Origin of the sequence: Bradyrhizobium sp. BR 10289 (genome assembly GCF_019455385.1) — a bacterium.
Classification (GTDB): Bacteria; Pseudomonadota; Alphaproteobacteria; order Rhizobiales; family Xanthobacteraceae; genus Bradyrhizobium.
This window is the reverse complement of sequence record NZ_JACOFR010000023.1, coordinates 105,918-128,406: the sequence shown is the minus strand read 5'-3', so window position 1 is coordinate 128,406 and position 22,489 is coordinate 105,918. Positions and strand designations below refer to the sequence as shown.

Annotated in this window: 20 protein-coding genes and 1 pseudogene; 14 read left to right on the top strand and 7 right to left on the bottom strand. The window is 64.4% G+C overall.

The genetic code is table 11. The annotated features are described in order from the left end of the window. The 5 genes and pseudogenes from HYH08_RS37535 to HYH08_RS29665 all read left to right on the top strand — a co-directional run. Nucleotides 1–89 (top strand): annotated as a pseudogene (locus HYH08_RS37535) (chemotaxis protein CheW); the annotation flags it as partial. A gap of 31 nt (nt 90–120) precedes the next feature. Beyond that, entirely contained in the window at nt 121–507 is a 387-nt protein-coding gene (locus HYH08_RS29680; RefSeq protein ID WP_194405486.1) for a response regulator, read from the top strand. A 60-nt stretch (nt 508–567) separates the two neighbouring features. After that, a complete protein-coding gene (locus HYH08_RS29675) occupies nt 568–1,446 on the top strand; it encodes a CheR family methyltransferase (protein WP_220013371.1) in 879 nt (292 codons plus the stop codon). Nucleotides 1,447–1,448: 2 nt separating this feature from the next. Further along, nucleotides 1,449–1,766 (top strand): hypothetical protein, encoded by a 318-nt coding sequence (locus HYH08_RS29670; RefSeq protein ID WP_008565131.1) that lies wholly within the window; start codon nt 1,449–1,451, stop codon nt 1,764–1,766. Nucleotides 1,767–1,907: 141 nt separating this feature from the next. Continuing rightward, a complete protein-coding gene (locus HYH08_RS29665) occupies nt 1,908–2,411 on the top strand; it encodes a response regulator (RefSeq protein WP_220013370.1) in 504 nt (167 codons plus the stop codon). Between the two features lie 54 nt (nt 2,412–2,465). On the opposite strand, the gene HYH08_RS29660 is transcribed toward HYH08_RS29665, so the two are convergent. Next, nucleotides 2,466–2,756: a hypothetical protein gene (locus HYH08_RS29660; protein WP_220013369.1), complete on the bottom strand. Its 291-nt coding sequence runs from the start codon at nt 2,754–2,756 to the stop codon at nt 2,466–2,468. Nucleotides 2,757–2,905: 149 nt separating this feature from the next. Here HYH08_RS29660 and HYH08_RS29655 point away from each other — a divergent pair, with 149 nt between their 5' ends. Beyond that, a complete protein-coding gene (locus HYH08_RS29655; RefSeq protein ID WP_080138462.1) occupies nt 2,906–3,541 on the top strand; it encodes a response regulator transcription factor in 636 nt (211 codons plus the stop codon). Nucleotides 3,542–3,704: 163 nt separating this feature from the next. Here the strand turns inward: HYH08_RS29655 and HYH08_RS29650 are convergent, their stop codons facing one another. The 3 genes from HYH08_RS29650 to HYH08_RS29640 form a co-directional block, all read right to left on the bottom strand. After that, a complete protein-coding gene (locus tag HYH08_RS29650; RefSeq protein WP_220013368.1) occupies nt 3,705–7,295 on the bottom strand; it encodes a PAS domain S-box protein in 3,591 nt (1,196 codons plus the stop codon). After that, nucleotides 7,273–7,701 (bottom strand): response regulator, encoded by a 429-nt coding sequence (locus HYH08_RS29645; RefSeq protein WP_220013367.1) that lies wholly within the window; start codon nt 7,699–7,701, stop codon nt 7,273–7,275. The genes HYH08_RS29650 and HYH08_RS29645 overlap by 23 nt, the downstream gene beginning before the upstream one ends. Nucleotides 7,702–7,890: 189 nt before the next feature. Further along, complete coding sequence (locus tag HYH08_RS29640; protein WP_220013366.1) at nt 7,891–8,616, bottom strand: GntR family transcriptional regulator; 726 nt, start codon at nt 8,614–8,616, stop codon at nt 7,891–7,893. Between the two features lie 96 nt (nt 8,617–8,712). Between HYH08_RS29640 and HYH08_RS29635 the strand changes: the two genes are divergently transcribed. The 6 genes from HYH08_RS29635 to HYH08_RS29610 all read left to right on the top strand — a co-directional run bounded on the left by HYH08_RS29635 (nt 8,713) and on the right by HYH08_RS29610 (nt 15,098). After that, nucleotides 8,713–9,732 (top strand): ABC transporter substrate-binding protein, encoded by a 1,020-nt coding sequence (locus tag HYH08_RS29635; RefSeq protein ID WP_220013365.1) that lies wholly within the window; start codon nt 8,713–8,715, stop codon nt 9,730–9,732. After that, the gene (locus HYH08_RS29630; RefSeq protein WP_220013364.1) at nt 9,732–10,493 is read left to right on the top strand and encodes an ABC transporter ATP-binding protein; all 762 of its coding nucleotides are present in this window, start codon (nt 9,732–9,734) and stop codon (nt 10,491–10,493) included. The genes HYH08_RS29635 and HYH08_RS29630 overlap by 1 nt, the downstream gene beginning before the upstream one ends. Before the next feature lie 11 nt (nt 10,494–10,504). After that, nucleotides 10,505–11,365 carry an ABC transporter permease gene (locus HYH08_RS29625; RefSeq protein WP_220013363.1) on the top strand — a complete coding sequence of 287 codons (861 nt, stop codon included), beginning with the start codon at nt 10,505–10,507 and terminating at the stop codon, nt 11,363–11,365. Further along, nucleotides 11,362–13,098, top strand: a complete 1,737-nt coding sequence (gene araD / locus HYH08_RS29620) for an L-arabinonate dehydratase (RefSeq protein ID WP_220013362.1) — start codon at nt 11,362–11,364, stop codon at nt 13,096–13,098. Before HYH08_RS29625 ends, araD begins: the two co-directional genes overlap by 4 nt. A 117-nt stretch (nt 13,099–13,215) precedes the next feature. Next, nucleotides 13,216–13,935 (top strand): ribonuclease activity regulator RraA, encoded by a 720-nt coding sequence (locus tag HYH08_RS29615; protein ID WP_220013361.1) that lies wholly within the window; start codon nt 13,216–13,218, stop codon nt 13,933–13,935. Between the two features lie 71 nt (nt 13,936–14,006). Continuing rightward, nucleotides 14,007–15,098, top strand: coding sequence for an SMP-30/gluconolactonase/LRE family protein (locus tag HYH08_RS29610; protein ID WP_220013360.1), 1,092 nt, complete (start codon nt 14,007–14,009; stop codon nt 15,096–15,098). Nucleotides 15,099–15,250: 152 nt separating this feature from the next. On the opposite strand, the gene HYH08_RS29605 is transcribed toward HYH08_RS29610, so the two are convergent. Next, the gene (locus HYH08_RS29605; RefSeq protein WP_220013359.1) at nt 15,251–17,359 is read right to left on the bottom strand and encodes a S9 family peptidase; all 2,109 of its coding nucleotides are present in this window, start codon (nt 17,357–17,359) and stop codon (nt 15,251–15,253) included. Between the two features lie 302 nt (nt 17,360–17,661). On the opposite strand from HYH08_RS29605, the gene HYH08_RS29600 reads away from it, so the two are divergent. Next, entirely contained in the window at nt 17,662–19,098 is a 1,437-nt protein-coding gene (locus HYH08_RS29600) for an MBOAT family O-acyltransferase (RefSeq protein WP_220013358.1), read from the top strand. Continuing rightward, nucleotides 19,098–20,204, top strand: coding sequence for a hypothetical protein (locus HYH08_RS29595; RefSeq protein WP_220013357.1), 1,107 nt, complete (start codon nt 19,098–19,100; stop codon nt 20,202–20,204). The genes HYH08_RS29600 and HYH08_RS29595 overlap by 1 nt, the downstream gene beginning before the upstream one ends. A gap of 171 nt (nt 20,205–20,375) precedes the next feature. Here the strand turns inward: HYH08_RS29595 and HYH08_RS29590 are convergent, their stop codons facing one another. Both HYH08_RS29590 and HYH08_RS29585 read right to left on the bottom strand, forming a co-directional pair. Beyond that, entirely contained in the window at nt 20,376–21,563 is a 1,188-nt protein-coding gene (locus HYH08_RS29590; RefSeq protein ID WP_220013356.1) for a pyridoxal-phosphate-dependent aminotransferase family protein, read from the bottom strand. A gap of 108 nt (nt 21,564–21,671) precedes the next feature. After that, on the bottom strand, nt 21,672–22,412 hold the full coding sequence (locus tag HYH08_RS29585; RefSeq protein WP_220013378.1) for a thermonuclease family protein: 741 nt from the start codon (nt 22,410–22,412) through the stop codon (nt 21,672–21,674). Nucleotides 22,413–22,489: the final 77 nt, after the last annotated feature.

Below are 22,489 nucleotides of genomic sequence, written 5' to 3'. Positions count from 1 at the left end.
GCGTCCACCGTCTCGACGGCCAGCTCATGGTCGTCCTCGACGTCGATCGCGTCCTGGAATTGAAGACCGAAGTACAGATGGCCGCCTGAGCCAACGAAACACCGAAGCCGGAGAACCGAAATGAAGACGTGTTTGGTGGTCGATGATTCCAGCGTCGTGCGCAAGATCGCGCGCCGGATTCTGGAAGGCCTGGAATTCCAAGTCACCGAGGCCGAGGACGGTTCCAAGGCGCTCGAAATCTGCCAGCGTCAGCTGCCCGATGCGGTGCTGCTTGACTGGAACATGCCCGTGATGGACGGCTTCGAGTTCATGGGCCACATGCGCCGCCTGCCCGGCGGCGACCAGCCGAAAGTGGTGTTCTGCACCACCGAGAACAACGTGGCTCATATCGCTCAGGCGCTCAGCGGCGGCGCCAACGAGTACATCATGAAGCCCTTCGACAAAGACATCATCGCCGACAAATTTGCTGAAGTTGGTTTGCTCCCGGTCGGACAAGCCATGGTCTGAGTGTATCTGGCCGCATGCGTTGGCCAGAGTGTTCCCAGTACAGCTTCCAAGAGGCCATCCGTGACCCCGACCGAGTATGAGTACCTACGCAAATTCCTGAAGGACAATTCAGGGCTCGACCTCTCCGCAGACAAGCAATATCTGATCGAAAGCCGTCTGCTGCCGCTGGCCCGCAAGGCCGGGCTCTCCGGCATCGCCGAGCTCGTGCAGAAGCTCCAAGGCGGCTCGCGCGATCTGATCACCAACGTGGTCGAAGCCATGACCACCAACGAGACCTTCTTCTTCCGCGACAAGGTCCCGTTCGATCATTTCCGCGACCACATCATGCCTGAGATCATCAAGGCGCGCGCTGGCAAGCGTAGCGTGCGGATCTGGTGCGCCGCCGGCTCGACCGGGCAGGAGCCCTATTCGCTGGCGATGTGCCTCAAGGAGATGGGCGCGGCCCTGACCGGCTGGCGCGTCGAGATCATCGCGACCGACCTGTCGCAGGAGGTGCTGGAGAAGGCCAAGGCCGGCATCTACAGCCAGTTCGAAGTGCAGCGCGGCCTGCCGATCCAGATGCTGATGAAATATTTCAAGCAGACCGGCGAGACCTGGCAGATCAATCCCGAATTGCGGGCGATGATTCAGCATCGGCAGCTCAACCTGCTGCACGATTTCGCCCAGCTCGGCACCTTCGACGTGATCTTCTGCCGCAACGTGCTGATCTATTTCGACCAGGACACCAAGATCAACATCTTCAACCGCCTCGCGCGCCAGATCGAGCCCGACGGCTTTCTGGTGCTGGGCGCGGCCGAAACCGTGGTCGGCCTCACCGACACGTTCCGCCCGATTCCGGATCGTCGCGGCCTCTACAAGCCGAACGACCCGCGCGCCGCCGCAGCCAAGCCGGCCGTCGCCGGTGTCGCGCCGCGCATTGCGGCGATGGCGGGACGCTGAGCATGGCCGAGGATGGCAAGGGCGCAGAGCGCGTTACGTTCAGTCGCGGTTACGATGTCTGCATCATGGCCATCGACGGCACGTGGCGGCGCGACTGCAAGCTCAACGCGATCTCCGACACCGACGCGATCCTGACGGTGGAAGGCTCGATCCAGGGATTGAACCTGAAGGAGTTCTTCCTGCTGCTGTCGTCCACCGGCCTTGCCTACCGCCGCTGCGAGCTGGTGCGGGTCAACGGCGCCGAGATGGACATCCAGTTCCTGCGCGGCAAGAACCGGAAGAAGCGCGGTGCTGCCGGCGGCCGCGACGAAGCGGCCTGACGGAAGCGTGGCGCAAGTCCCGCTTTCCGCCACGTTGCTTTATATTTGCTGAAACATCCGAACGAATTTGCCGTAGCGGCTTTACGTCGCCTAAGCGCGAGCCGTGTATCCATAGCCGGTCTCAATCCGCAGGATACGGCAATGCCCAGAAGTTCCCTCTCCCCCGTCACGTCAAACCTCCCCGATGTCGCCGAGCGTCGCGCGCTTCAGCTTCTGGTGGTCGACGACGACGCCACGCAGCGCAGCCTGATCACGGTCGCCGCCAAGCAGGCCGGCCACGAGGTCACCGCGGCGCCGTCGGTGGCGGAAGCGATCGAAGCGCTTCGTGCGTCGCGCTTCGACTGCGTGACGCTCGACCTGGTGCTCGAGGATGGCGACGGCATCGAGGTGCTGCGCGAGATGGCCGAGGCGAAATTCGCCGGCCATGTGATCGTCGTCAGCGGCATGGACGGCAAGCGCCGTAGCGCCGCCCGCAGCTTTGCCCGCTCGGTCGGGATCGAGCTCCAGAGCCTGCCGAAGCCGCTTGACCTCGCGGCCCTGCGCATCAGCCTCGCCAACCTCGGCAAGACTGCGATGGGCCTGCCGGCGATCCACACCTGGGGTGGTGTCGCCACCGACGCGATCGTGGAGCGGCACCGCAACTAGGCTGCGGAGCAGCCATGCGATCGGATGCGGACGCTTCTCCGCACCGATCGCGCTCTATGCGGCGTTGCCGGATTCCGACATACATTGCAGGGCATGGCCAAGGCCCGCCCGGCAGGCGTCGAGGGCGGCACTCGCCGCGGCATAACGCGGCGTGACATCGTCGAGAACGAAGATCTCGGCGGAACCTTCCGGATCGCTGCCGCGTTCTTGATCCATGGCTGCGGCGATCCGGCGCATGCTGGTCTCGATCTGCGAGATCAGGCTGCGCAGGTCGGCTGCGATCAACTGACGGCTGTCGGCTTCGGCCGTCGTCATGACAGGTAGCGTGCCAGCGAAATTTAGCATGGATATTCTCCGTCTCCTGCAATTAGGCGCCATGCCGCTACTTGTGCGTTAAGTCCATGTCCCGTACAAATACGGGTGGGCCGAATCCGCGCCGAACGCCATAACAGTTGGCGCGGACGCGAGTCCTTCATGCCAACCGGATGTGGCACATGGCCGAACAAAGCTCTCGCGGTGAAATCTTCGTAGTCGATGACGACCCTGCCGTTCGCGACACCTTGTCGATGGTGTTGAAAGCGGCGGGCTATGAGGTGATCTGTTTTGCGGACGGCGCAGCACTGCTGTCGGTCGCGCGAAACCGCACGCCGGCTGCGATCCTGCTCGACGTGCACATTCCCGGAAAGTCGGGTCTCGACATTCTCAGAGAACTGCACGGCGAGGATTACCCGGCGCCGATCTTCATGATCTCCGGGCAGGGCGACATCGCGATGGCGGTGAGCGCCATCAAGAACGGCGCGCTCGACTTCATCGAGAAGCCGTTCCGCGGCAGCGAGATCGTCGGCCGGCTGGACGAGGCGATCGGCGCCTATGCACGCAGGCAGGCGGAGAGCGCCTCGCCGAAATTCGGCTCGCTGCATTTCCCCGGACGCGAGCCGTTGACGCGCAGGGAGCGCGAGGTGCTCGAGCAGTTCGCCTCCGGTGCGTCCAACAAGGAAGCCGGCCGCACCCTCGGCATCAGCCCGCGCACCATCGAGGACCACCGCGCCAACATCATGAAGAAGCTCGGCGCGCGCAATGCCGCCGACCTGATCCGGATCGTGATGACCGCGGCCCAGCGCGCCTCGTAAGGCGCGCAGTCATTCTGTCTCTTGCCCCTGACGCAGCGCGTCACGCAGTGATGCGGTGCAGAGCCGGGGCCCATTTCTCCAATTGCACCGCTGGCACTTCTGGGTCCCGGCTCTGCGTCGCAGCGTTACACGCTGCGCCTTGTCCGGGACACGCGATCGTCCTTCACCCGCCCAGCGCCCTGCGGATGATCCGCGCCAGATCCGACTTACGATATGGTTTCGCAAGCAGCAGCACGCCCGAATCCAGCCGGCCGTGATGGATGATCGCGTTCTCGGTATAGCCTGACGTATAGACCACCTTGAGATCGGGGCGCGTCTTCATCAGCTCGTCGGCAAGCTGTCGTCCGTTCATCTTGCCGGGCATGATGACGTCGGTGAACAGCAGGTCGAACGGCCTGCCGCTCGCGACGATCGCGAGCGCTTCCGCAGCGTTCGCGGCCTGCAAGGTGACGTAGCCCAGCGAATGCAGCTGCGCCAGCACGTAGTCGCGCACCAGGCGGTCGTCCTCGACCACCAGGATCGTCTCGTGCCCGCCCTCGATCGTCGCCGGCGTCACGCCGTCGCCGACCGCCGTCGCGGTCTTGCCGGGCGGCAGGTACATCTTGATCGTGGTGCCGTGGCCTTCCTCGCTGTAGATCTTGATGTGCCCGGCCGACTGCTTGATGAAGCCGTAGACCATGGAGAGCCCGAGACCGGTGCCCTTGCCCGGTCCCTTCGAGGTGAAGAAGGGGTCGAACACCCGCGTCAGCATGTGGGCCGGGATGCCGGTGCCGGTATCGCTCACGGCGATCAGCACGTAGTGTCCCGGCCGGACATCGTTGACACTGGCATAGACCTCGTCGAGATAGGCCGCGCCCGTCTCCACGATCAGCTTGCCGCCGCCCGGCATGGCGTCGCGGGCATTGAGCGCGAGGTTGAGGAGCGCCGTGGTAAGCTGGTTGGGATCGACGATCGCAACGCAGTTCTCGTCCTCGAAAACCGATTCGATCTGAATCTGCTCGCCGAGCGTCGGCCGCAGCAGCTTTGCGGTGTCGACGATCAGCGCGTTGATGTCGATCTCGCGTGGCTGCAGCGGCTGCTTGCGCGCGAAGGCGAGCAGATGCTGGGTCAGCTCGGCGCCGCGTCCGGCAGCCTCGTCGATCATCCTGGTGATCGCCGCCAGCTCCGGCTCCTTCGCCACCGCGTCGGCCAGGATCTCGATCGTCCCGGTGATGACGGTGAGGATGTTGTTGAAGTCGTGCGCGACGCCGCCGGTGAGCTGGCCGACCGCTTCCATTTTCTCGGCCTGGCGGATGCGCTCCTCGGCCGCGATCTTGTCGGTGAGGTCGCGGTAGAACGAATTCAAAAGGAAGCCTTCGTGTTGCCGGACTGCCATGGCGCTCAGCTCGGCCCTGAATTCCTTGCCGTCGCGCCGCCGCACGAGGAGTTCGCGCCGCGGACTGGGTGACATTTGCTCCCCGGACTCAAGAAACAGCTGAAGTCTGGCCCTGACACCCTCCCGTTCGCTCGGGGCGACGAAGAGATCGAATGCATTCCTGCCGATAGCTTCTTCACGCGACCAGCCGAATAGCTTCTCGGCCTGAGAGTTCCACCTCAGGATGGTGCCAGTCTGGTCCGTCTGAGTAAAAGCGTCGAGCGCGGTCTCGACGATGTCGCGCGCGAGCTGCTCGCTCTTGCGTAGGGATTCCTCCGCAAGCCGCGCCTCGGTCATGTCGCGCCCCACGAAGAAGAAGCGCTTGGCCTGGTCGGACCAGTTGCCGAGCCAGGACAGCCAGACCTCGCGCCCGTCCTTGTGGAAGCAGCGGGTGTCGGCGAGCCTGGTCTGTTCGCCGCGCCGGAGCGCGCGCATTTCCGCGCGGGACTGATCGAGATGCGCAGGATGGATGAAATCAGCGCCGCTGCGGCCGATCATCTCGTCGGGCCGATAGCCGAGGATGGCCTCGCAACTCGGGCTGATCTGGACGATATGGCCGCGCGAATCCATGATCATGATCAGATCCTGCGAGGCGTCGAACAGCTGCCGCCGCTCCTCGAGCGTCTGTTGCAGCGCCCGCTCGGTCTGCCGCGCGTCGGTGAGGCGCCGCGCCGAGCCGGAGGCGCCGATGATCTCGCCGGAGGCGCCCCGGATCGGCGAGAGACTGACCGAGATGTCGACCGCCGTGCCGTCCTTGCGCAGGCGGACGGTCTCGAAATGCTCGATCCGCTCACCCAGCGCGATCCGCCGCAGATAGTCCTTGCCTTCTTCGCGGCGGTCGGGCGGCAGCAGGATCGAGGTCGGCTGTCCGACCGCTTCCTCGGCCGAATAGCCGTAGAGGCGTTCGGCCGCCGCATTCCAGCCGATGATGGTGCCGTCGAGCGTCTGCATCACGATGGAATCGTCGGAGGATTCCACCGCCGCGCTGAACAGGCGTTCGCGGACGGCGAGCTGCTCGCGTGCGGCCTCGCTGCGCCGCCGCTGCTCGACTTCGTGCTCCAGCGCCGACGTCTTGGCCTTGGTCTCCTCGACCATCTGGGCAAAGGCGCGTGCCAGCATGCCGGTCTCGCCCGAGGCATCGATCGGAATCGCGGCGGGCTCGCCGCGCCCGATGGCCCTGACCGCCGTGGTGAGCCGTCCGATCGGCCGGGTCAGCGACTGCGCCAGCAGCACCGCCAGCACCGCTGCGACCAGCACCGCGATGAGGCCGATCGTGATGGTGTTTCGTTCGATGACGACGGCGGGCGCCATGAACACGGCGTAAGGCACGACGCGGATGATGCCGATCCATTGTCCCTCGGCCAGAATCGCCGACGCGATCGCGGTGCCGCTCGGCTTGCCGTCGCTTTCAGGTGCGACGTGGGTCTTGCCCTGCGTCGATCCGGTGAGGTCAGCGAAATAGGGGAAGTCGTCCTGCCAGCGCGTCGGCGTGCCCAGTTGCGAGCCAAACTCGCGGGTCCGGTCCGGGTGTACGATATAGTCGCCATTGCGGCTGACGACGTAGACCTGCTCCCCGCGCCGGGTCGTGATCCGGATGCGGTCGAGCATCTGGCGCATGTCGACGTTGATGACGACGATGCCGAACAGCCGGTGATCGGACCCGAACAGCGGCGCCGCGACGCGCAAGGTCGGAACATACGGCATCTGAATCACGCCATTGTCGACGCTCAGATCGACGGGAGAGACGTAGATCTGATCTTCGGGCAGCTTGCTCGCGTCCTGGAAGAAGGGACGCTCGTCCTTGTTTTGCAGGGCGTCGTCCGGGACGATCCGCACCGATCCGGTCGGGCCGGATCGGTCGACGCGCAGATATTCGCTGCCGTCGGCGTTGATGATGCGAAATTTCGCGTAGGTCGGGTTGGCCTCGACGACGGCCACGAGTTGCGGCAGCAACCGCTCGCGCCAGTTCTGTTCGGACAGATGGTCGGTTGGATTGACGCCATTGTTGAAATGCGCGTCGATCATGCCGCGCACGGCGACCCGGGAGCGGAACGTCTTGATGTCGGCGCGCGCGCCATTGGTCTGGATTTCGAGCTGGGAGGCCAGCAGCCGGGACTGGGTCTCGATGCGGTCGAGCACGCGCGGCAGGAAGGCCTGCTCGAGGCTGTAATGGCTCAGCCATCCGACGGCGGAGACCGCAACGGCGACCAGCAGAATCATCGCGATGGCCAGCCGGGTTGCGAGGGTCATGTCGACCTTCGCGCCGCGTCGAGAACCGTCCAAAATGTTCTGTGGCTGCCCACCATGCATGGCCCTGTTATCGGCCGCCGGAGCCGGCATCGGGCTGCGGCGCCGATGATATTTGCGCCGATTTCAGGCAGCCGTCGACTGCCGCGAGCAGCGCGTCGGGACGGAACGGTTTTTGGAGGCTGGCCACCGCGCCCAGCTTCGTCGCCATCTTCAGGAAATCCGGTTCCGCATAGGCCTCCGGCGTGATCGAACGGCCGGAAATCACGATGATGGGCGTCGCCGGAGCCCGTGCCCGGATGTGGCGCATCGTCTCCAGCCCGTCCATGCCGGGCATGAAGATGTCGAGGAACAGCAGGTCGAATTGGCTGGCCTCGAACAGCGCCAATCCCTTGCGGCCATCCCCGGCGACGGTAACATGATGACCGGCCCGCTCCAGGAGCAGCCGAATCGTGATCTGAACGGCCGGATCGTCATCCACGATCAGGATGTTGGCCACGGCAAAACCTCCGGGTCGGCCGGGATTTTCCCTGCGACCCCAAATCAAAGCGTCAAATACGAAATTGTTGCGCGGATTGTGCCCGGCCTGCAAGCACTTCGCGGCAGTCCGATGGATGGAAGCCGCGCCCGGATCACATGGTCCTCCATATGCATGTTTGCGTGCATATGACTATGGACGGGGCTGGCTCTAGTCGGCCAGGTATTCCGGGTGGTGGCTGCGGATCTTGTCGAGCTCGCTGAGCGTGCCCGACAAATGCTTGCGCAGGTGCTGTTGTGCAGCATCGCCGTCACCGGCCTCGATCGCACGGGTGATCAGCCTGTGATGGCGCACGATGTTCTGGGCCTTGCCGGGCGAGGGCAGATGCAGCCGGCGCAGCCGGTCGATATGCCCGCTGCGGCTGCGCACCAGCGCCCATAGATCCTGCTTGCCGGCGGCCGTGTAGAGCTGGGCGTGAAAATCATTGTCGCCCGCCATGAAGGCCTCGAACTCGCCGGCCTTGGCGAATTGCTGCTGCAGCGTGATGGCGTGGTCGAGGCGGATCACCAAGGCCTGGTCATGCTGTTCCGCGAGCAGCCGGACGATCTCCAGCTCCAGCGCCTGACGCAGGAAATGCGCCTGCTGGGCGCGGCCGATGTCGATCCGGCTGACCACGGTCGCGTGTTGCGGAAACACGTCGACGAGACCCTCTTCCTCGAGCCGCATCAGGGCATCGCGCACCGGCGTCGAGCTGATGCCGAACTGGCTGGCGAGCTCGGCGCGCGACAGCGGCGCGCCCGGCGGTAGCTCCAGGGCGATGATCGCATTGCGCAGCCGCTCGAACACCTGCGGCGCGGCCTGTCGGGCGCGGTCGAGCCGGGCAGGCCTTGAAGCGTCTTTTGCGGCCGCGCCTGGCGCGGAGGGGGCTGCTTCCATGTCGGGCTCCCGCGGGCTTGCCTTTGATGCACTAATATATTAGTGCATCAGCAGGGTCAACGCAGCTCGACGCTTACCCGGAGGAAACACACAACAATGCTCAAGCATCTTCGCAGCAAGCTCGCGGCCGCCACCCTGCTCGCCGCAGCCGCCCTGCCGGTATCCGGCGCGCAGGCGCAGCAGAAATCCGAGATCTCGCTGTCGCGCCAGCCCGGCATTTTCTACATGCCGAGCCACATCATGGAAAAGCAGAAGCTGATCGAGAAGCGTGCTGCCAGCCTCGGCGTACCGGGCGTCACCACCAAATGGATCACCTTCTCCGGCGGCGGCGCGCAGACCGATGCGCTGCTCGCGGGCGGCGTCGACATCCTCAACACCGGTACCGGCAATCTTCTGCTGCTGTGGGACCGCACCCGCGGCGGGGTGAAGGGCATCGTCGCGACGTCAGCGCAGCCGATGACGCTGATATCCCGAGACGCTAACATCAAGTCGATCAAGGATTTCGGCCCGAACGACAAGATCGCGGTGCCGACCGTGAAGGTGTCCACCCAGGCGATCGTGCTCCAGATCGCGGCGGCCGAGGCTTTTGGCGCCGACCAATGGTCGAAGCTCGATACCAGCACCGTGCAGCTCGGCCATCCCGACGCCTATGCGGCGCTCGCCAATCCCAAGCACGAGGTTCACAATCATTTCTCGATCCCGCCCTACACCTTCCTCGAGCTGAAGAACGTGCCGGGCGCGCATGTGGTGCTGAACTCGCCCGACGTGATGGGCGGCCCGCTCAGCCAGGCGCAGTTCTTCACCACGACAAAATTCGCCGATGCCAATCCAAAAATCATCCAGGCCGTGCGCGACGCCACCAAGGAGGCGCAGGATCTGATCCGCAGCGATACGAAACAAGCCGTCGAGATCTACAAGGAGATCACCGGCGACAAGACCTCGGTGGAAGAGCTGCTCGATCTCCTGAAAGAGCCCGGCATGATGGAGTGGAATCTCGAGCCGCAGGGCACGATGAAGTTCGCCGCGCATCTGTTCAAGACCGGCACGCTGAAGAACCAGCCCAAGGCCTGGACGGACTACTATCTCTCCGTCGCGCACGATCTGAAGGGCAACTGATGGCCCTGCTCGACGTCAACGGGGTGACGCTGCGCTACAAGACGGCCAGCGCCGTCGTCACCGCCACCGAGAGAGTGAGCTTTACGGTCGACAGATCCGACCGCTTCGTGCTGCTCGGTCCGTCCGGCTGCGGCAAGTCGACCCTGCTCAAGGCCGTCGGCGGCTATATGAGCCCGAGCGAAGGCCGCATGGCGATCAGTGGTCGCGAGATCCTTGGTCCCGGCGCCGACCGCATGATGATCTTCCAGGAGTTCGACCAGCTGCTGCCCTGGAAGAGCGTGCTCGCCAACGTGATGTTCCCGTTGCTCACCGCGCGAAAACTGCCGCGCAAGGACGCTGAGGCCAAGGCACGGGCCTATATCGAGAAGGTCGGTCTCACCCGCGTCGTCGATGCCTATCCGCACACGCTCTCCGGCGGCATGAAGCAGCGCGTCGCGATCGCGCGCGGCATGGCCATGGAGCCGGACATTCTTCTGATGGACGAACCGTTCGCCGCACTTGACGCGCTGACGCGGCGGACCTGCCAGGACGAACTGCTCCAGCTCTGGAGCGAGACCAAATTCACCGTGTTGTTCGTGACCCATTCGATCGCGGAGGCGATTCGCATCGGCAACCGCATCCTGCTGCTGTCGCCGCATCCCGGCCGGGTCAAGGCCGAGGTGGTTGACGTCGACAAGGTCTCGAACGAGGACGGCAGCGCCGGCCGGCTGGAGAAAGAGATCCACGATCTCCTGTTCGCCGGCGAAGCCACCGCGCATTGAGGGACTAGTTCATGGCCGAAGCGAGAATATTGCTGCGTGACGCGCCGGTCGCCTCGATCGGCGCGGGCGAGGTCGAGCGCAAGCTGAGCGTGCTCGAACTGCTCTGGAATGACGGTTTTGTCCGCAAGACAATCATCATCCTGTTCCTGGCCGCGGTCTGGGAAGCCTATGGCGTCTACCTCGACAATCCGCTGCTGTTTCCGACGCTGCACGACACCATCGTGACGCTGTGGGACCGTGTGAAGGACGGCACCATTCCGATGCGGGCCTGGGCGTCGCTGAAAGTGCTGTTCATGGGCTATTCGGCCGGCATCGTGCTCGCCGCTGTCTTCACCGTGCTCGCGATCTCCACCCGCATCGGCACCGATTTTCTCGAGACTGTCACGGCGATGTTCAACCCGTTGCCGGCGATCGCGCTGTTGCCGCTGGCGCTGATCTGGTTCGGGCTCGGCAATGGCAGCCTCGTCTTCGTGCTGATCCATTCGGTGCTCTGGCCGGTCGCGCTCAACACCCATTCCGGCTTCAAGAGCGTCTCCAACACGCTGCGCATGGTCGGCCGCAATTACGGCCTGCGCGGGCTGCCTTATGTCGCCAAGATCCTGATCCCCGCCGCGTTCGGCTCGATCCTCACCGGTCTCAAGATCGGCTGGGCCTTCGCCTGGCGCACCCTGATCGCGGCCGAGCTGGTGTTCGGCGTGTCGTCGGGGCAGGGCGGGCTCGGCTGGTTCATCTTCGAGAACCGCAACCTTCTCGACATACCCGCGGTGTTCGCGGGCCTCTTGACGGTGATCATCATCGGGCTCTTTGTCGAGAACCTGATCTTCCGCGCCATCGAGCGGAACACCGTGCAGAAATGGGGCACCCAATCATGACCAAGAAGAAAACGCCCGACCAGCTCCGCAGCGCGCGCTGGTTCGCGCCCGACGATCTCCGCTCGTTCGGCCATCGCTCCCGCACCATGCAGATGGGCTACGCTCCGGAGGAGTGGAAGGACCGCCCGATCATCGCGATCCTCAACACCTGGTCGGACGCGCAGCCCTGCCACATGCACTTCAAATCGCGCGTGGACGACGTCAAGCGCGGCATCCTGATGGCGGGCGGCCTGCCGATCGAATTGCCGGCGCTGTCGCTGTCGGAATCGCTGCTGAAGCCGACCACCATGCTCTATCGCAACCTGCTGGCGATGGACGCGGAGGAGCTGCTGCGCAGCCATCCCGTCGACGGCGTGGTGCTGATGGGTGGCTGCGACAAGACCACGCCGGCGCTGCTCTTGGGCGCCACCTCGATGAACATCCCGGCGATCTATCTGCCGGCGGGCCCGATGCTGCGCGGCAATTGGAAGGGCAAGACGCTCGGCTCCGGCTCCGACGGCTGGAAATATTGGGACGAGCGTCGCGCCGGCAAGATCTCCGACAAGGACTGGCTCGACATCGAGGCCGGCATCGCCCGCAGCTACGGCACCTGCATGACCATGGGCACGGCCTCGACCATGACTGCCATTGCGGAAGCGATCGGCATGACGCTGCCCGGTGCCTCCTCGATCCCCGCAGCGGACGCCAACCACATCCGCATGGCCAGTGAATGCGGCCGCCGTATCGTCGAGATGGTCTGGGAAGATCTGACGCCGAAGACGATCCAGACCCGTAAAGCCTTCGAGAACGCCATTGCGGTGGCGATGGCGATGGGCTGCTCGACCAACGCCATCATCCACCTGATCGCGCAGGCCCGCCGCGCCGGCCAGGACATCGGCCTCGACGATTTCGAGATCGCGAGCCGCAAGGTGCCCGTCATCGCCAATGTCCGTCCGAGCGGCGATGCCTATCTCATGGAAGACTTCTTCTATGCCGGCGGCCTGCCGGCGCTGATGGGGCAGATCAAGCAGCACCTGCATCTCGATTGCATCACGGTGACAGGCAAGACGCTGGGTGAGAACATCGACGGTGCCGAGGTGCACAATGCCGACGTGATCCGCTCGGTCGCCAATCCCATCTACAAGGAAGGCGCGCTCGCGGTGCTCAAGGGCAATCTCGCGCCCGATGGCTGCGTCATCAAGCCAAGCGCCTGCGCGCCGCGCTTCCTCAAGCACACCGGACCTGCGCTGGTGTTCGACGACTATCCGTCGATGAAGAAGGCCGTCGACGATCCCGACCTCGATGTCACCGAGGATCACATCCTGATCCTGCGCAATGCCGGACCGCAGGGCGGCCCGGGCATGCCGGAATGGGGCATGCTGCCGATCCCGACAAAACTCGTGAAGCAGGGCGTGCGCGACATGGTGCGCATCTCGGATGCGCGCATGAGCGGCACCAGCTATGGCGCTTGCATCCTGCACGTCTCGCCGGAATCCTATATCGGCGGCCCGCTGGCACTGGTGCAGAACGGCGACCGCATCACCCTCGACGTCGCCGCACGCACCATCAATCTCGATGTGAGCGAGGCCGAATTGGAAAAACGTCGCGCCGCCTGGAAGCAGCCGGAGCCCCGCTTCGAGCGCGGCTATGGCTGGATGTTCACCAGGCACATCAAGCAGGCCAATGACGGCTGTGACTTCGACTTCCTCGAGACCGATTTCGGCGCGCCGATCGGCGAGCCGTCGATTTACTGACGCTGTCGTTCCGGGGCGCGCGGAGCGCGAACCCGGAACCCATTTTACCGCGTGCGTGCGGCCCGATGGATTCCGGGCTCGCGCTCCGCGCGCCCCGGAATGACGAGAGAGAACACCATGACCAAACTTTCCGAAGCAACCCGCACAAAACTCAAATCCGTTTCCACCGCCACCGTCGCCACCGCGCTGTTCAAGCGCGGCCTGCGTATCCAGATGATCCAGGATGTACATCCCCTCGGCGCCGACCAGCCGACCATGGTCGGCGAGGCCTTCACGCTGCGCTACATGCCGGCGCGGGAAGACCTCAACACCATCGAGGTGTTCAAGGACCGCTCGCACCCCCAGCGCAAGGCGGTCGAGGATTGTCCGCCCGGCGCGGTGCTGGTGATGGACAGCCGCAAGGACGCGCGCGCGGCCTCCGCCGGTGCGATCCTGGTGACGCGATTGATGAAGCGCGGCGTCGCCGGCGTCGTCACCGACGGCGGCTTTCGCGATTCCGCAGAGATCGCAAAACTCGGCATTCCCGCCTATCACCATCGCCCGTCGGCGCCGACGAACCTGACGCTGCACCAGGCGATCGAGATCAACGTCCCGATCGGCTGCGGCGACGCGCCGGTGTTTCCCGGCGACGTCATTTTGGGCGATGCCGACGGTGTCATCGTCATCCCCGCGCATCTCTCCGACGAAATCGCCAACGAGACCTTCGAGATGACGGCGTTCGAGGACTTCGTCACCGAGGAAGTCGGCAAGGGCCGCGGCATCTTTGGCCTCTACCCCGCCACCGATCCGCAGACGCTGACCGACTTCGCGGAATGGCGGAAGAAGAACGGCCGCTGAGCCGACGACATCACGACAAAAAACGCGCCGGCGCAGCAAGCGCCGGCCTTGCATCACCCAGGGAGGATTTCATGAACTTCACGCGACGCAATCTCATGGCCGGCGCTGGCGCACTGGCGGCTTCGACGCTTCTCGCCCGCGCCGCCGGCGCCCAATCTTTTCCGTTTGCGCCCAACCAGCGCTATCCCGATCCCGCCGTCCAGATCCTCGATCCGAGCTTCGGCAAGTACCGGCTCTATTCCTCGACGGTCGAGCAGGTCGCGACCGGCATGCGCTGGGCCGAAGGCCCCGCCTATTTCCCCGATGGCGGTTATCTGCTGTTCTCCGACATTCCCAACAACAGGATCATGAAGTTTGACGAGAAGACCGGCCAGACCAGCGTCTTCCGCGCCAACGCCAACTACGCCAACGGCAATGCGCGCGACCGCCAGGGCCGCCTCGTCACCTGCGAGCACTCGGTGACCCGCCGTATCACCCGCACCGAGAAGGACGGCAAGATCACCGTGCTCGCCGACAAGTTCGAGGGCAAGCGGTTGAATTCGCCGAACGACATCGTGGTGAAATCCGATGACAGCATCTGGTTCACCGATCCCTTGTTCGGCATCAACGGCGAGTGGGAAGGCAAGAAGGAAAAGGCCGAGCAGGCCACCACCAACGTCTATCGCATCGCCAGGGACGGAAAGATCAGCGCGGTGCTCACCGACCTCGTCAATCCCAATGGTCTCGCCTTCTCGCCGGATGAGAAGAAGCTCTACATCGTCGAATGGAAAGGCACGCCCAACCGCAGCATCTGGAGCTACAATGTCGGCGATGACGGCAGCCTCAGCGGCAAGACCAAGCTGATCGACGCCGCCGACCAGGCTTCGCTCGACGGCTTTCGCGTCGATCGCGACGGCAATCTCTGGTGCGGCTGGGGCTCCAACGGCGCGCTGGCGTCCGAGCCCACCGATGTCGGGGGACGCAAGGTCTACCAGCTCAAGGGCAGGTCCGAAGACCTCGACGGCGTCATGGTGTTCAACCCCGATGGCAAGCCGCTCGCCTTCATCAAACTGCCCGAACGCTGCGCCAATCTCTGCTTCGGTGGCCTCAAGAACAACCGGCTCTACATGGCGAGCAGCCATTCGGTCTATGCGCTTTATGTCGAGGCCCACGGCGCGGTGTGAGCCGCTCTTTGCCTCTCCCCGCCTGCGGGGAGAGGCCGACGCGCAAAGCGCGGCGGGTGAGGGGGACTCTCCGCGATTCCATCTGCCAGCGAATCTGCTGAGGCCGCCCCTCACCCCAACCCTCTCCTCGTCAGAACGGGGAGAGGGAGAGATCAGACTTCCGCCTTATCCGCCATCCCCACCGCCCACAGCGCAAACGCATAGACGATCGCGACTTCATCAAGCCGGTCGAACCGCCCCGATGCGCCGCCATGGCCGGCGCCCATGTTGGTGCGCAGCAGGACCGGGCCACCGCCTTTCATTGTCGCGCGCAGGCGGGCGATCCACTTCGCCGGCTCCCAATAGGTGACGCGGGGATCGGTCAAGCCGCCCATCGCCAGGATCGCCGGATACTCTTTCGCCGCGACATTGTCGTAAGGCGAGTAGGACAGGATCGTCCTAAAATCCTTCTCGCTCTCGATCGGGTTGCCCCATTCAGGCCATTCCGGCGGCGTCAGCGGCAGCGTGTCGTCGAGCATGGTGTTGAGCACGTCGACGAACGGCACCTCGGCGACGATGCCGGCGAACAGCTCGCCGGCGCGGTTCGCCACCGCGCCCATCAGCATGCCGCCGGCCGAGCCGCCGTGGCCGACGATGCGTTTTGCGCTGGTGTATTTCGCATCGATCAATGCGCGAGCGCTGGCCGCGAAATCGTCGAACGAATTCGTCTTCTTCTCGCGCTTGCCGTCGAGGTACCAGCCCCAGCCCTTGTCGGCGCCGCCGCGGATATGGGCGATGGCGTAGACGAAGCCGCGGTCGACCAGCGACAGCCGGTTGGCGTTGAACGAGGCTGGCATTGCCATGCCGTAGGAGCCATAGCCGTAGAGCAGCAGCGGGGCTGTGCCGTCGAGCGTGAGCCCGCGGCGATGGAGGATCGACACCGGCACCTCGGCGCCATCCTGCGCCTTCGCCATGATGCGCGTGGTGACGTAGTCGCTCGCATCGTGGCCGGACGGGATCTCCTGCCGCTTGCGCAGGGTCCGCGTGCGCTTGACCATGTCGTAGTCGTAGACTTCCGACGGCGTCGTCATCGACGAATAGGCGAAGCGCAGATTGGTCGTCTCGAATTCGTAGGAGCCCATCGTGTCGAGCGAATAGGCGGCCTCGTCGAACGCGATCGCGTGCTCCTCTTTGGTCGTGAGATCGCGGATCACGATCGACGGCAGCGCGTTGGCGCGCTCCAGCCGCACCAGATGGCCGGCATAGAGATCGAGGTCGATGATGTAGATGCCCGGACGATACGGGATCAGATCGCGCCAGTTCTTGCGCTCGGGCGAAGAAAGCGGCGCGGTGACGATCTTGAAGTCGATGGCGTCGTCGGCATTGGTGAGGATGAACAGCTCGTCGCCGCGATCGGCGAGCGAATATTGCACACCTTCCTCGCGCGCTGCGACGAGGCGCGGCGGCGCCTCGGGATTGGCGAGATCGATCAGCCGCTGCTCGCTTGTCTCGTGGTCGCCGCCCGCGATCACGCAGAAGCGGCCGCTGGTGCTCTCATGCAGATGGGTGAACCAGCCGGCATCCTGCTCTTCATAGACCAGCGTGTCGTCGGCCTGTTTGGTGCCGAGCCTGTGCCGCCACACCTGCATCGGCCGGTGATTGTCGTCGAGCTTGACGTAAAAGAAGCTCTTGCAATCGGCGCTCCAGACCATGCCGCCGTCGGTCTCCTCGACGAGATCGTCCAGATCTTGGCCGGTCGCCCAGTCGCGCACGCGAATCGAAAAATACTCCGAGCCCTTGGTGTCGGCGCTCCAGGCCTGCAGCTTGTGATCGTTCGAGTGCCGGCTGCCGCCGAACTTGAAATAGTTGTGGTCTTTTGCCAGCGCATCGCCGTCGAGCACGATATGGCCCTCGCCGCCGTCGCGCGGCATGCGGCCGAATAATTCATGCTGCCCGCCCTCGCGAAACCTGCGGAAATAGGCGAAGGGGCCATCGGGCGAGGGCACGCTGGAATCGTCCTCCTTGATCCGCCCACGCATCTCGCGCACCAGAATCTTCTGCAAGCCCGAGGTATGGCCGAGCAGGCTCTCGGTATAGACGTTCTCCTCATCCAGATATTTGCGGATGTCGGGGTCGAGCACCGCAGGGTTACGCAGCACCTCCTGCCATTTCGCGTCCTTCAGCCAGGCATAATCGTCGGTCACGGTGATGCCGTGATGGGTAAAGGAATGCGGCCGGCGCGGGGCGACGGGGGGCTGGGCGGGGGTGTTGGGCTTGGTCACTCGATCCTCGTTCTCTATCACTCGCGCGCCGCCTTCCCTTCACCTCTCCCCGCCTGCGGGGAGAGGTCGGAATTTGCGAGAGCAAATTCCGGGTGAGGGGGTACAGGTCTCTCTACAATCTCATTCTCGGAGAGAGGCCCCTCACCCCAACCCTCTCCCCGTAAGAACGGGGAGAGGGAGAAGGCGCACCGTCTTATATCGTTCCGATTCCGCCAATTGCCAGCGGTCCTGCGCCAAGTCGCGGGGTTGTTGGTCGCGCCCGTGTATGCTTAGCCTCCATATCCCGCCGCCGGTCCAGCCTGATGCTGTTCAATTCCTATCCGTTCATCCTGCTGTTCCTGCCGGTCGCACTGGCCGGGTATTTCGGGCTGGGACGGCGCAGCAATCTGGCGCCGGTGATCTGGCTGGCGCTGGCCTCGCTCGCCTTCTATGCCATCGGCAGCTGGCAGTTCGTGGCCCTGCTGCTGCTCTCGATCGTGTTCAATTATGGCGTCGGCCATCTCCTGATCGTGGCGAAGCTCGGCCCAAGGCAACGCAAGGCTGCGCTCGGGCTCGGCGTCGCGGGCGATCTCCTCGTGCTCGGCATCTTCAAATATGCCGGCTTTGCTACCGAGAACATCAACGCGCTGTTCGGCACGCACTTTGCGATCCACATCCTGCTGCCGGTCGGCATCTCCTTCTACACGTTCACGCAGATCGCATTCCTGGTGGACGCGTATCGCGGCCAGGTCGCGGCCTATGCGCTGCCGCATTACGCGCTGTTCGTGACCTACTTTCCGCATCTGATCGCGGGCCCGATCCTCCATCACAAGGACATGATTCCGCAATTCGAGCGCGAGGAGACCAAGTGTCCTGACGCGCATCTGATCCTGTGCGGAATCATCATCTTCGCCATCGGCCTGTTCAAGAAGACCTGCCTTGCCGACGGCATCCAGCCGCTGGTCGCGCTCGCCTTCGAGGCGCGCTTCCCCAGCTTCGACCAGGCCTGGCTTGGTGCGCTCGCCTACACGTTCCAGCTCTATTTCGACTTCTCCGGCTATTCCGACATGGCGATCGGGATCTCGCTGATGTTCGGCATCTTCCTGCCCGTCAATTTCAACTCGCCCTACAAGGCGACCAGCATCATCGAGTTCTGGCGGCGCTGGCACATGACGCTGTCGCAGTTCCTGCGCGACTATCTCTACATCCCGCTCGGCGGCAACAGGCGCGGCCGCGTGCTGCGCTATGTCAACCTGCTGATCACGATGCTGCTCGGCGGCCTCTGGCACGGCGCGGCCTGGACGTTCGTGGTATGGGGCGCGCTGCACGGCGCCTATCTCTGCGTCAATCACGCTTTCAATGCACTGATGCCGACCATGCCGGCGATCGCAGTGCGACCGCTCCGCATGGCCGGTGCAGCGCTGACGTTCCTCGCCGTCGTCGTTGCCTGGGTGTTCTTTCGCGCCGAGAGCGTCGCATGGGCGCTGCGCGTCCTGCACGCGATGGCTGATCCCTCCAACATCGTCTTCGGCCGCGAGGAGATCGCGGCGCTGGTGCAGGTCGCCGTCTATGCCGCGCTGGTGTGGCTGGCGCCGAACACCCAAGCCATCATGGGATACGATCACGCCAATCGAACGGTCGGCGAAGGCTTGCGGGCTGGCCGCATGCGTCCGCTGGTGCTCTATGCGGCGTCACTCGTGCTCGCCTTCGGCATTCTGGGCATCCAGAGCCACAGCGAATTCATCTATTTCCGGTTCTGATGCGCGGGCCGTTCTCACATCTAGGGCGCCTCCTGCTCGCGAGCATCGCCTGCGTGCTGGGCGCGGCGATGCTCACCTATGCCGTCGATCCCCTGCAACTGTTCCGCCTCTCGCGCCTCGCCTTCTATTCCGACGACACAAGGATGCAGAATGCCGGGCTGATCCGCAGCCAATCGTTCGACACGGCGTTCATGGGCACCTCGCTCGCGATCCATTTCCGCCAGAGCGACATCGATCGCGCGCTCGGCGTGCATTCGCTCAAGCTCGCGATGACCGGCTCCAACTCGCGCCAGCAGGCTTTCGTGTTGGAGCAGGCGATCTATCGCGGCGCAAAGCGCGTGATCTGGGAGATGGACGATTTCATCTTCGTCGATGCGGCCGACATCGAGGTTGACCCGTATCTCTCCGTCGATCTCTACCGCCGGACGGCCAAGGGCATCGCGTCCTATCTGTTCAGCGCGGCAATGGCGAAGGAATCGCTGTTCGCATTGCTGCGATCGATCCCGCCGCTGCAGGGACCGCTGTCGCGTGCGGCGCCTTATCTGCCGGTCAAGTTCGCGCTTGAAGATGTCGACGACATCTATGCCCTGCCGCGGGACTTCGACGTCGCGCGGGACTACAACGCGAAGAAGACGCTGGCCTCTTTCGCCTATATCACCGCGCCGTCGCGCAGCCGCTTCCTCGGCGAAGGCTACGGCTATGAGGCCATGGTCCGGCATTTCGAGCAGGACGCGGTCGGCCTGATCGCGCGCCATCCGGATGTGAGCTTCGACATCTACTTCCCGCCCTACTCGATCCTGCAATTCGTCGCGATGCGCGATGCCTCGCCCGCGACGCTGAAGATCGTCACCGATCTCACAGCGGTCATCGCGCAGCGCCTGACGAAGCTACCGAACGTGCGCCTTCATGATTTCCGTGCGATCAAAGAGGTGACGCACGATCTCGACAATTACAGCGACGTGATCCATCACTCGCCGGTGGTGGATGCGATGGTGTTGAAGTGGTTGGGAAGCGGGGAGTACCGGGTCGATCCGAACAAGCCGCTTGCGTCGCTGGACGAGCTGAAAGCGCAGATCGAAGCGTATCGGGTGCCTCAACTGCCGTAGTGGGGCCTTGCGTAGTAGGATTCGGGAAAATCCGGTCTCGCGTCCCGGACGCGGTGCGGCGCAAAGTGCCGCTCCGCAGAGCCGGGATCCATCGCAGCCACATGGGCCCCGGCTCTGCAGCGCACCGCGTAAGTGCGCGCTGCGCTGCGTCCGGGGCACGAGTGCCGCCTTCTACGCCGCCACCTCTTCCCCGAGATACGACACCGCCGCCTCGAGCCCGCCCTTGCCGTGCGGGATTTTCAGCGCGTTCAGCGCGATCTCGATCACGCCCAGCGTTCCCAGCAGCATCGGCGCATTGACATGGCCCATATGGGCGATGCGGAAGGCCTGGCCCGAGAGATCGCCGATGCCGGTGCCGAGCACCACGCCGCACTTCTCCTTGCAATAGCGTTGCAGCACGGCCGGGTCATGGCCGTTGCTCATGGTCACCGTGGTCACGGTGTTGGAGCGCTCGCTGGCTTCCGCGACGTTGAAGCCGAGCACCTGGCCTTCCGACCAGGCGGAGACCGCGCGGCGCGCGGCTTCGCCGAGCAGGCTGTGGCGGCGGAAGGCGTTTTCGAGGCCTTCCTCGTGCAGCATGTCGATCGCCTTGCGCAACGCGAACAACAGATGCACCGGCGCGGTGCCGGCATATTTGCGATAATTCTCGGTGCCCTCGCGCTCGCTCCAGCTCCAATAGGGCGTCGACATGTTGGCCTTCTTCTGCACCTCGAGCGCGCGCGCATTGGCGGCGACGAAGCCGAGGCCGGGCGGCGTCATCAGGCCCTTCTGCGAGCCGGACATCGCGACATCGACGCCCCATTTGTCCATCTCGAACGGCATGCAGCCGAGCGAGGCGACGGTGTCGACCATGTACAGCGCGGGATGGCCGCTCGCCTTGATCGCCTTGCCGATCGCCTCGATGTCGTTCTGCACGCCGGAGGCGGTGTCGACCTGAACGACGACGACGGCCTTGATCTTGTGCTCCTTGTCGCGGCGCAGACGCTCCTCGACCTCGTGCGGCCGCACCGCGCGGCGCCAGTCGCCCTTGAGCACCTCGACCTCGGCGCCCATCAGCGCCGCCGCGTTGCCCCAGCCGATCGCGAACCGTCCGCTCTCCAGCACCAGCACCTTGTCGCCGCGCGACAGCACGTTGCTCAAAGCGGCTTCCCAGGCGCCATGACCGTTGGCGATGTAGATGTAGGACTTGCCCTTGGTCGCAAACAGCTTCGAGATGTCGGCGAGCAGGCTGTCGGTCAGCTCGTGCATCTCCTTGGAGTAGATGTCGATCGCCGGACGGTGCATCGCCCGCAGCACCTCGTCGGGCATCGTGGTGGGCCCGGGGATGGCCAGAAACTCCCGGCCCGCGCGAACGGTCATTGCTGTCGGTCCTTATTGCCAGAGAACAGGATGGTGGGGTCGCTGAGTCTCACTCTTACGCGGCGCGGAGATGCAAGAAAAGCACCCAAAATGCAGCCCTGACTGCCCCTATCGTTTGGTCTCCCGGCACCCGGCCGCTTCCGCCTCTTCCACCGAGCAGAACCAGCGGGTGCCCTTGCTGATCTTCATTTTGATCTGCGCGTACCAGCGGCTGGTCGGCTGGTGATAGATGCATTCGCCTGCGCTGTTGACGTTGCCCTTGATGGTGCAGTCCGGCGAGGGCGCGACCGGCCCCGAGGCCGAGGCGAGCAGCACCGCATGCGCTCCGTCCGGCGGCTTTGTCGCGCCCAGAATCGTCGTCTTCTTGTTGCGCTCCCGCCAGTCCCAGGGCGCGATGAAGGCGCCCTGCCACATCCCGGCTTTGGCCTCACGCGCGGCAGCCTCGTCCGGTTCGTAGTCCTTGGAGACACGGGTGTAGGCCAGCGCCCAGCCGGCGCGCACCAGCCATTTCTGGATGTCCTCGCCGCCGACCTCGCAGCGTGCCACGGTGCGGCCGCGCCGGTCGACCGAACGGGTGTGGCAGACCCAGGTCTTTCCTTCGGTGTATTTCGCGAGCTCGTCGCGGGCGGCGACGCCGCAGGTCCAGCGCTCAGTCTTGGTGTTGAGGCAGAGCTGGTCCACCGCGGGCGCGTCGATGCCGCCGAGCCGGATGCGCGTGTTGCCGATCACGACGGAATCGCCGGCACGGACCTTTGCCGTGCCGGTGATGTCGGCGGCCTCGGCCAGCGACGGCAGAGCGAGCCAGGATAAGCCGAGCAAAGCCAGTGCAATCGGGAATTTTCGCAACATGCCGGTCCGCGTGTTCAGGACGATCTCGATAAGCAGCGTAATTGTGGTCGGCTTTTGGCCGCCCGGCCAGCTTATGC

Excerpts from the sequence above, each read along its gene's own strand:
- HYH08_RS29625 (WP_220013363.1), top strand. The coding sequence starts at position 10,505 with ATGGCCGAAGCGAGAATATTGCTGCGTGACGCGCCGGTCGCCTCGATC.
- HYH08_RS29595 (WP_220013357.1), top strand. The coding sequence starts at position 19,098 with ATGCGCGGGCCGTTCTCACATCTAGGGCGCCTCCTGCTCGCGAGCATC.
- HYH08_RS29615 (WP_220013361.1), top strand. The coding sequence starts at position 13,216 with ATGACCAAACTTTCCGAAGCAACCCGCACAAAACTCAAATCCGTTTCC.
- HYH08_RS29660 (WP_220013369.1), bottom strand. The coding sequence starts at position 2,756 with ATGCTAAATTTCGCTGGCACGCTACCTGTCATGACGACGGCCGAAGCC.
- HYH08_RS29650 (WP_220013368.1), bottom strand. The coding sequence starts at position 7,295 with ATGCCGGCTCCGGCGGCCGATAACAGGGCCATGCATGGTGGGCAGCCA.
- HYH08_RS29600 (WP_220013358.1), top strand. The coding sequence starts at position 17,662 with ATGCTGTTCAATTCCTATCCGTTCATCCTGCTGTTCCTGCCGGTCGCA.
- HYH08_RS29585 (WP_220013378.1), bottom strand. The coding sequence starts at position 22,412 with ATGTTGCGAAAATTCCCGATTGCACTGGCTTTGCTCGGCTTATCCTGG.
- araD (WP_220013362.1), top strand. The coding sequence starts at position 11,362 with ATGACCAAGAAGAAAACGCCCGACCAGCTCCGCAGCGCGCGCTGGTTC.
- HYH08_RS29665 (WP_220013370.1), top strand. The coding sequence starts at position 1,908 with ATGCCCAGAAGTTCCCTCTCCCCCGTCACGTCAAACCTCCCCGATGTC.
- HYH08_RS29635 (WP_220013365.1), top strand. The coding sequence starts at position 8,713 with ATGCTCAAGCATCTTCGCAGCAAGCTCGCGGCCGCCACCCTGCTCGCC.
- HYH08_RS29640 (WP_220013366.1), bottom strand. The coding sequence starts at position 8,616 with ATGGAAGCAGCCCCCTCCGCGCCAGGCGCGGCCGCAAAAGACGCTTCA.
- HYH08_RS29655 (WP_080138462.1), top strand. The coding sequence starts at position 2,906 with ATGGCCGAACAAAGCTCTCGCGGTGAAATCTTCGTAGTCGATGACGAC.
- HYH08_RS29630 (WP_220013364.1), top strand. The coding sequence starts at position 9,732 with ATGGCCCTGCTCGACGTCAACGGGGTGACGCTGCGCTACAAGACGGCC.
- HYH08_RS29670 (WP_008565131.1), top strand. The coding sequence starts at position 1,449 with ATGGCCGAGGATGGCAAGGGCGCAGAGCGCGTTACGTTCAGTCGCGGT.
- HYH08_RS29590 (WP_220013356.1), bottom strand. The coding sequence starts at position 21,563 with ATGACCGTTCGCGCGGGCCGGGAGTTTCTGGCCATCCCCGGGCCCACC.
- HYH08_RS29680 (WP_194405486.1), top strand. The coding sequence starts at position 121 with ATGAAGACGTGTTTGGTGGTCGATGATTCCAGCGTCGTGCGCAAGATC.
- HYH08_RS29610 (WP_220013360.1), top strand. The coding sequence starts at position 14,007 with ATGAACTTCACGCGACGCAATCTCATGGCCGGCGCTGGCGCACTGGCG.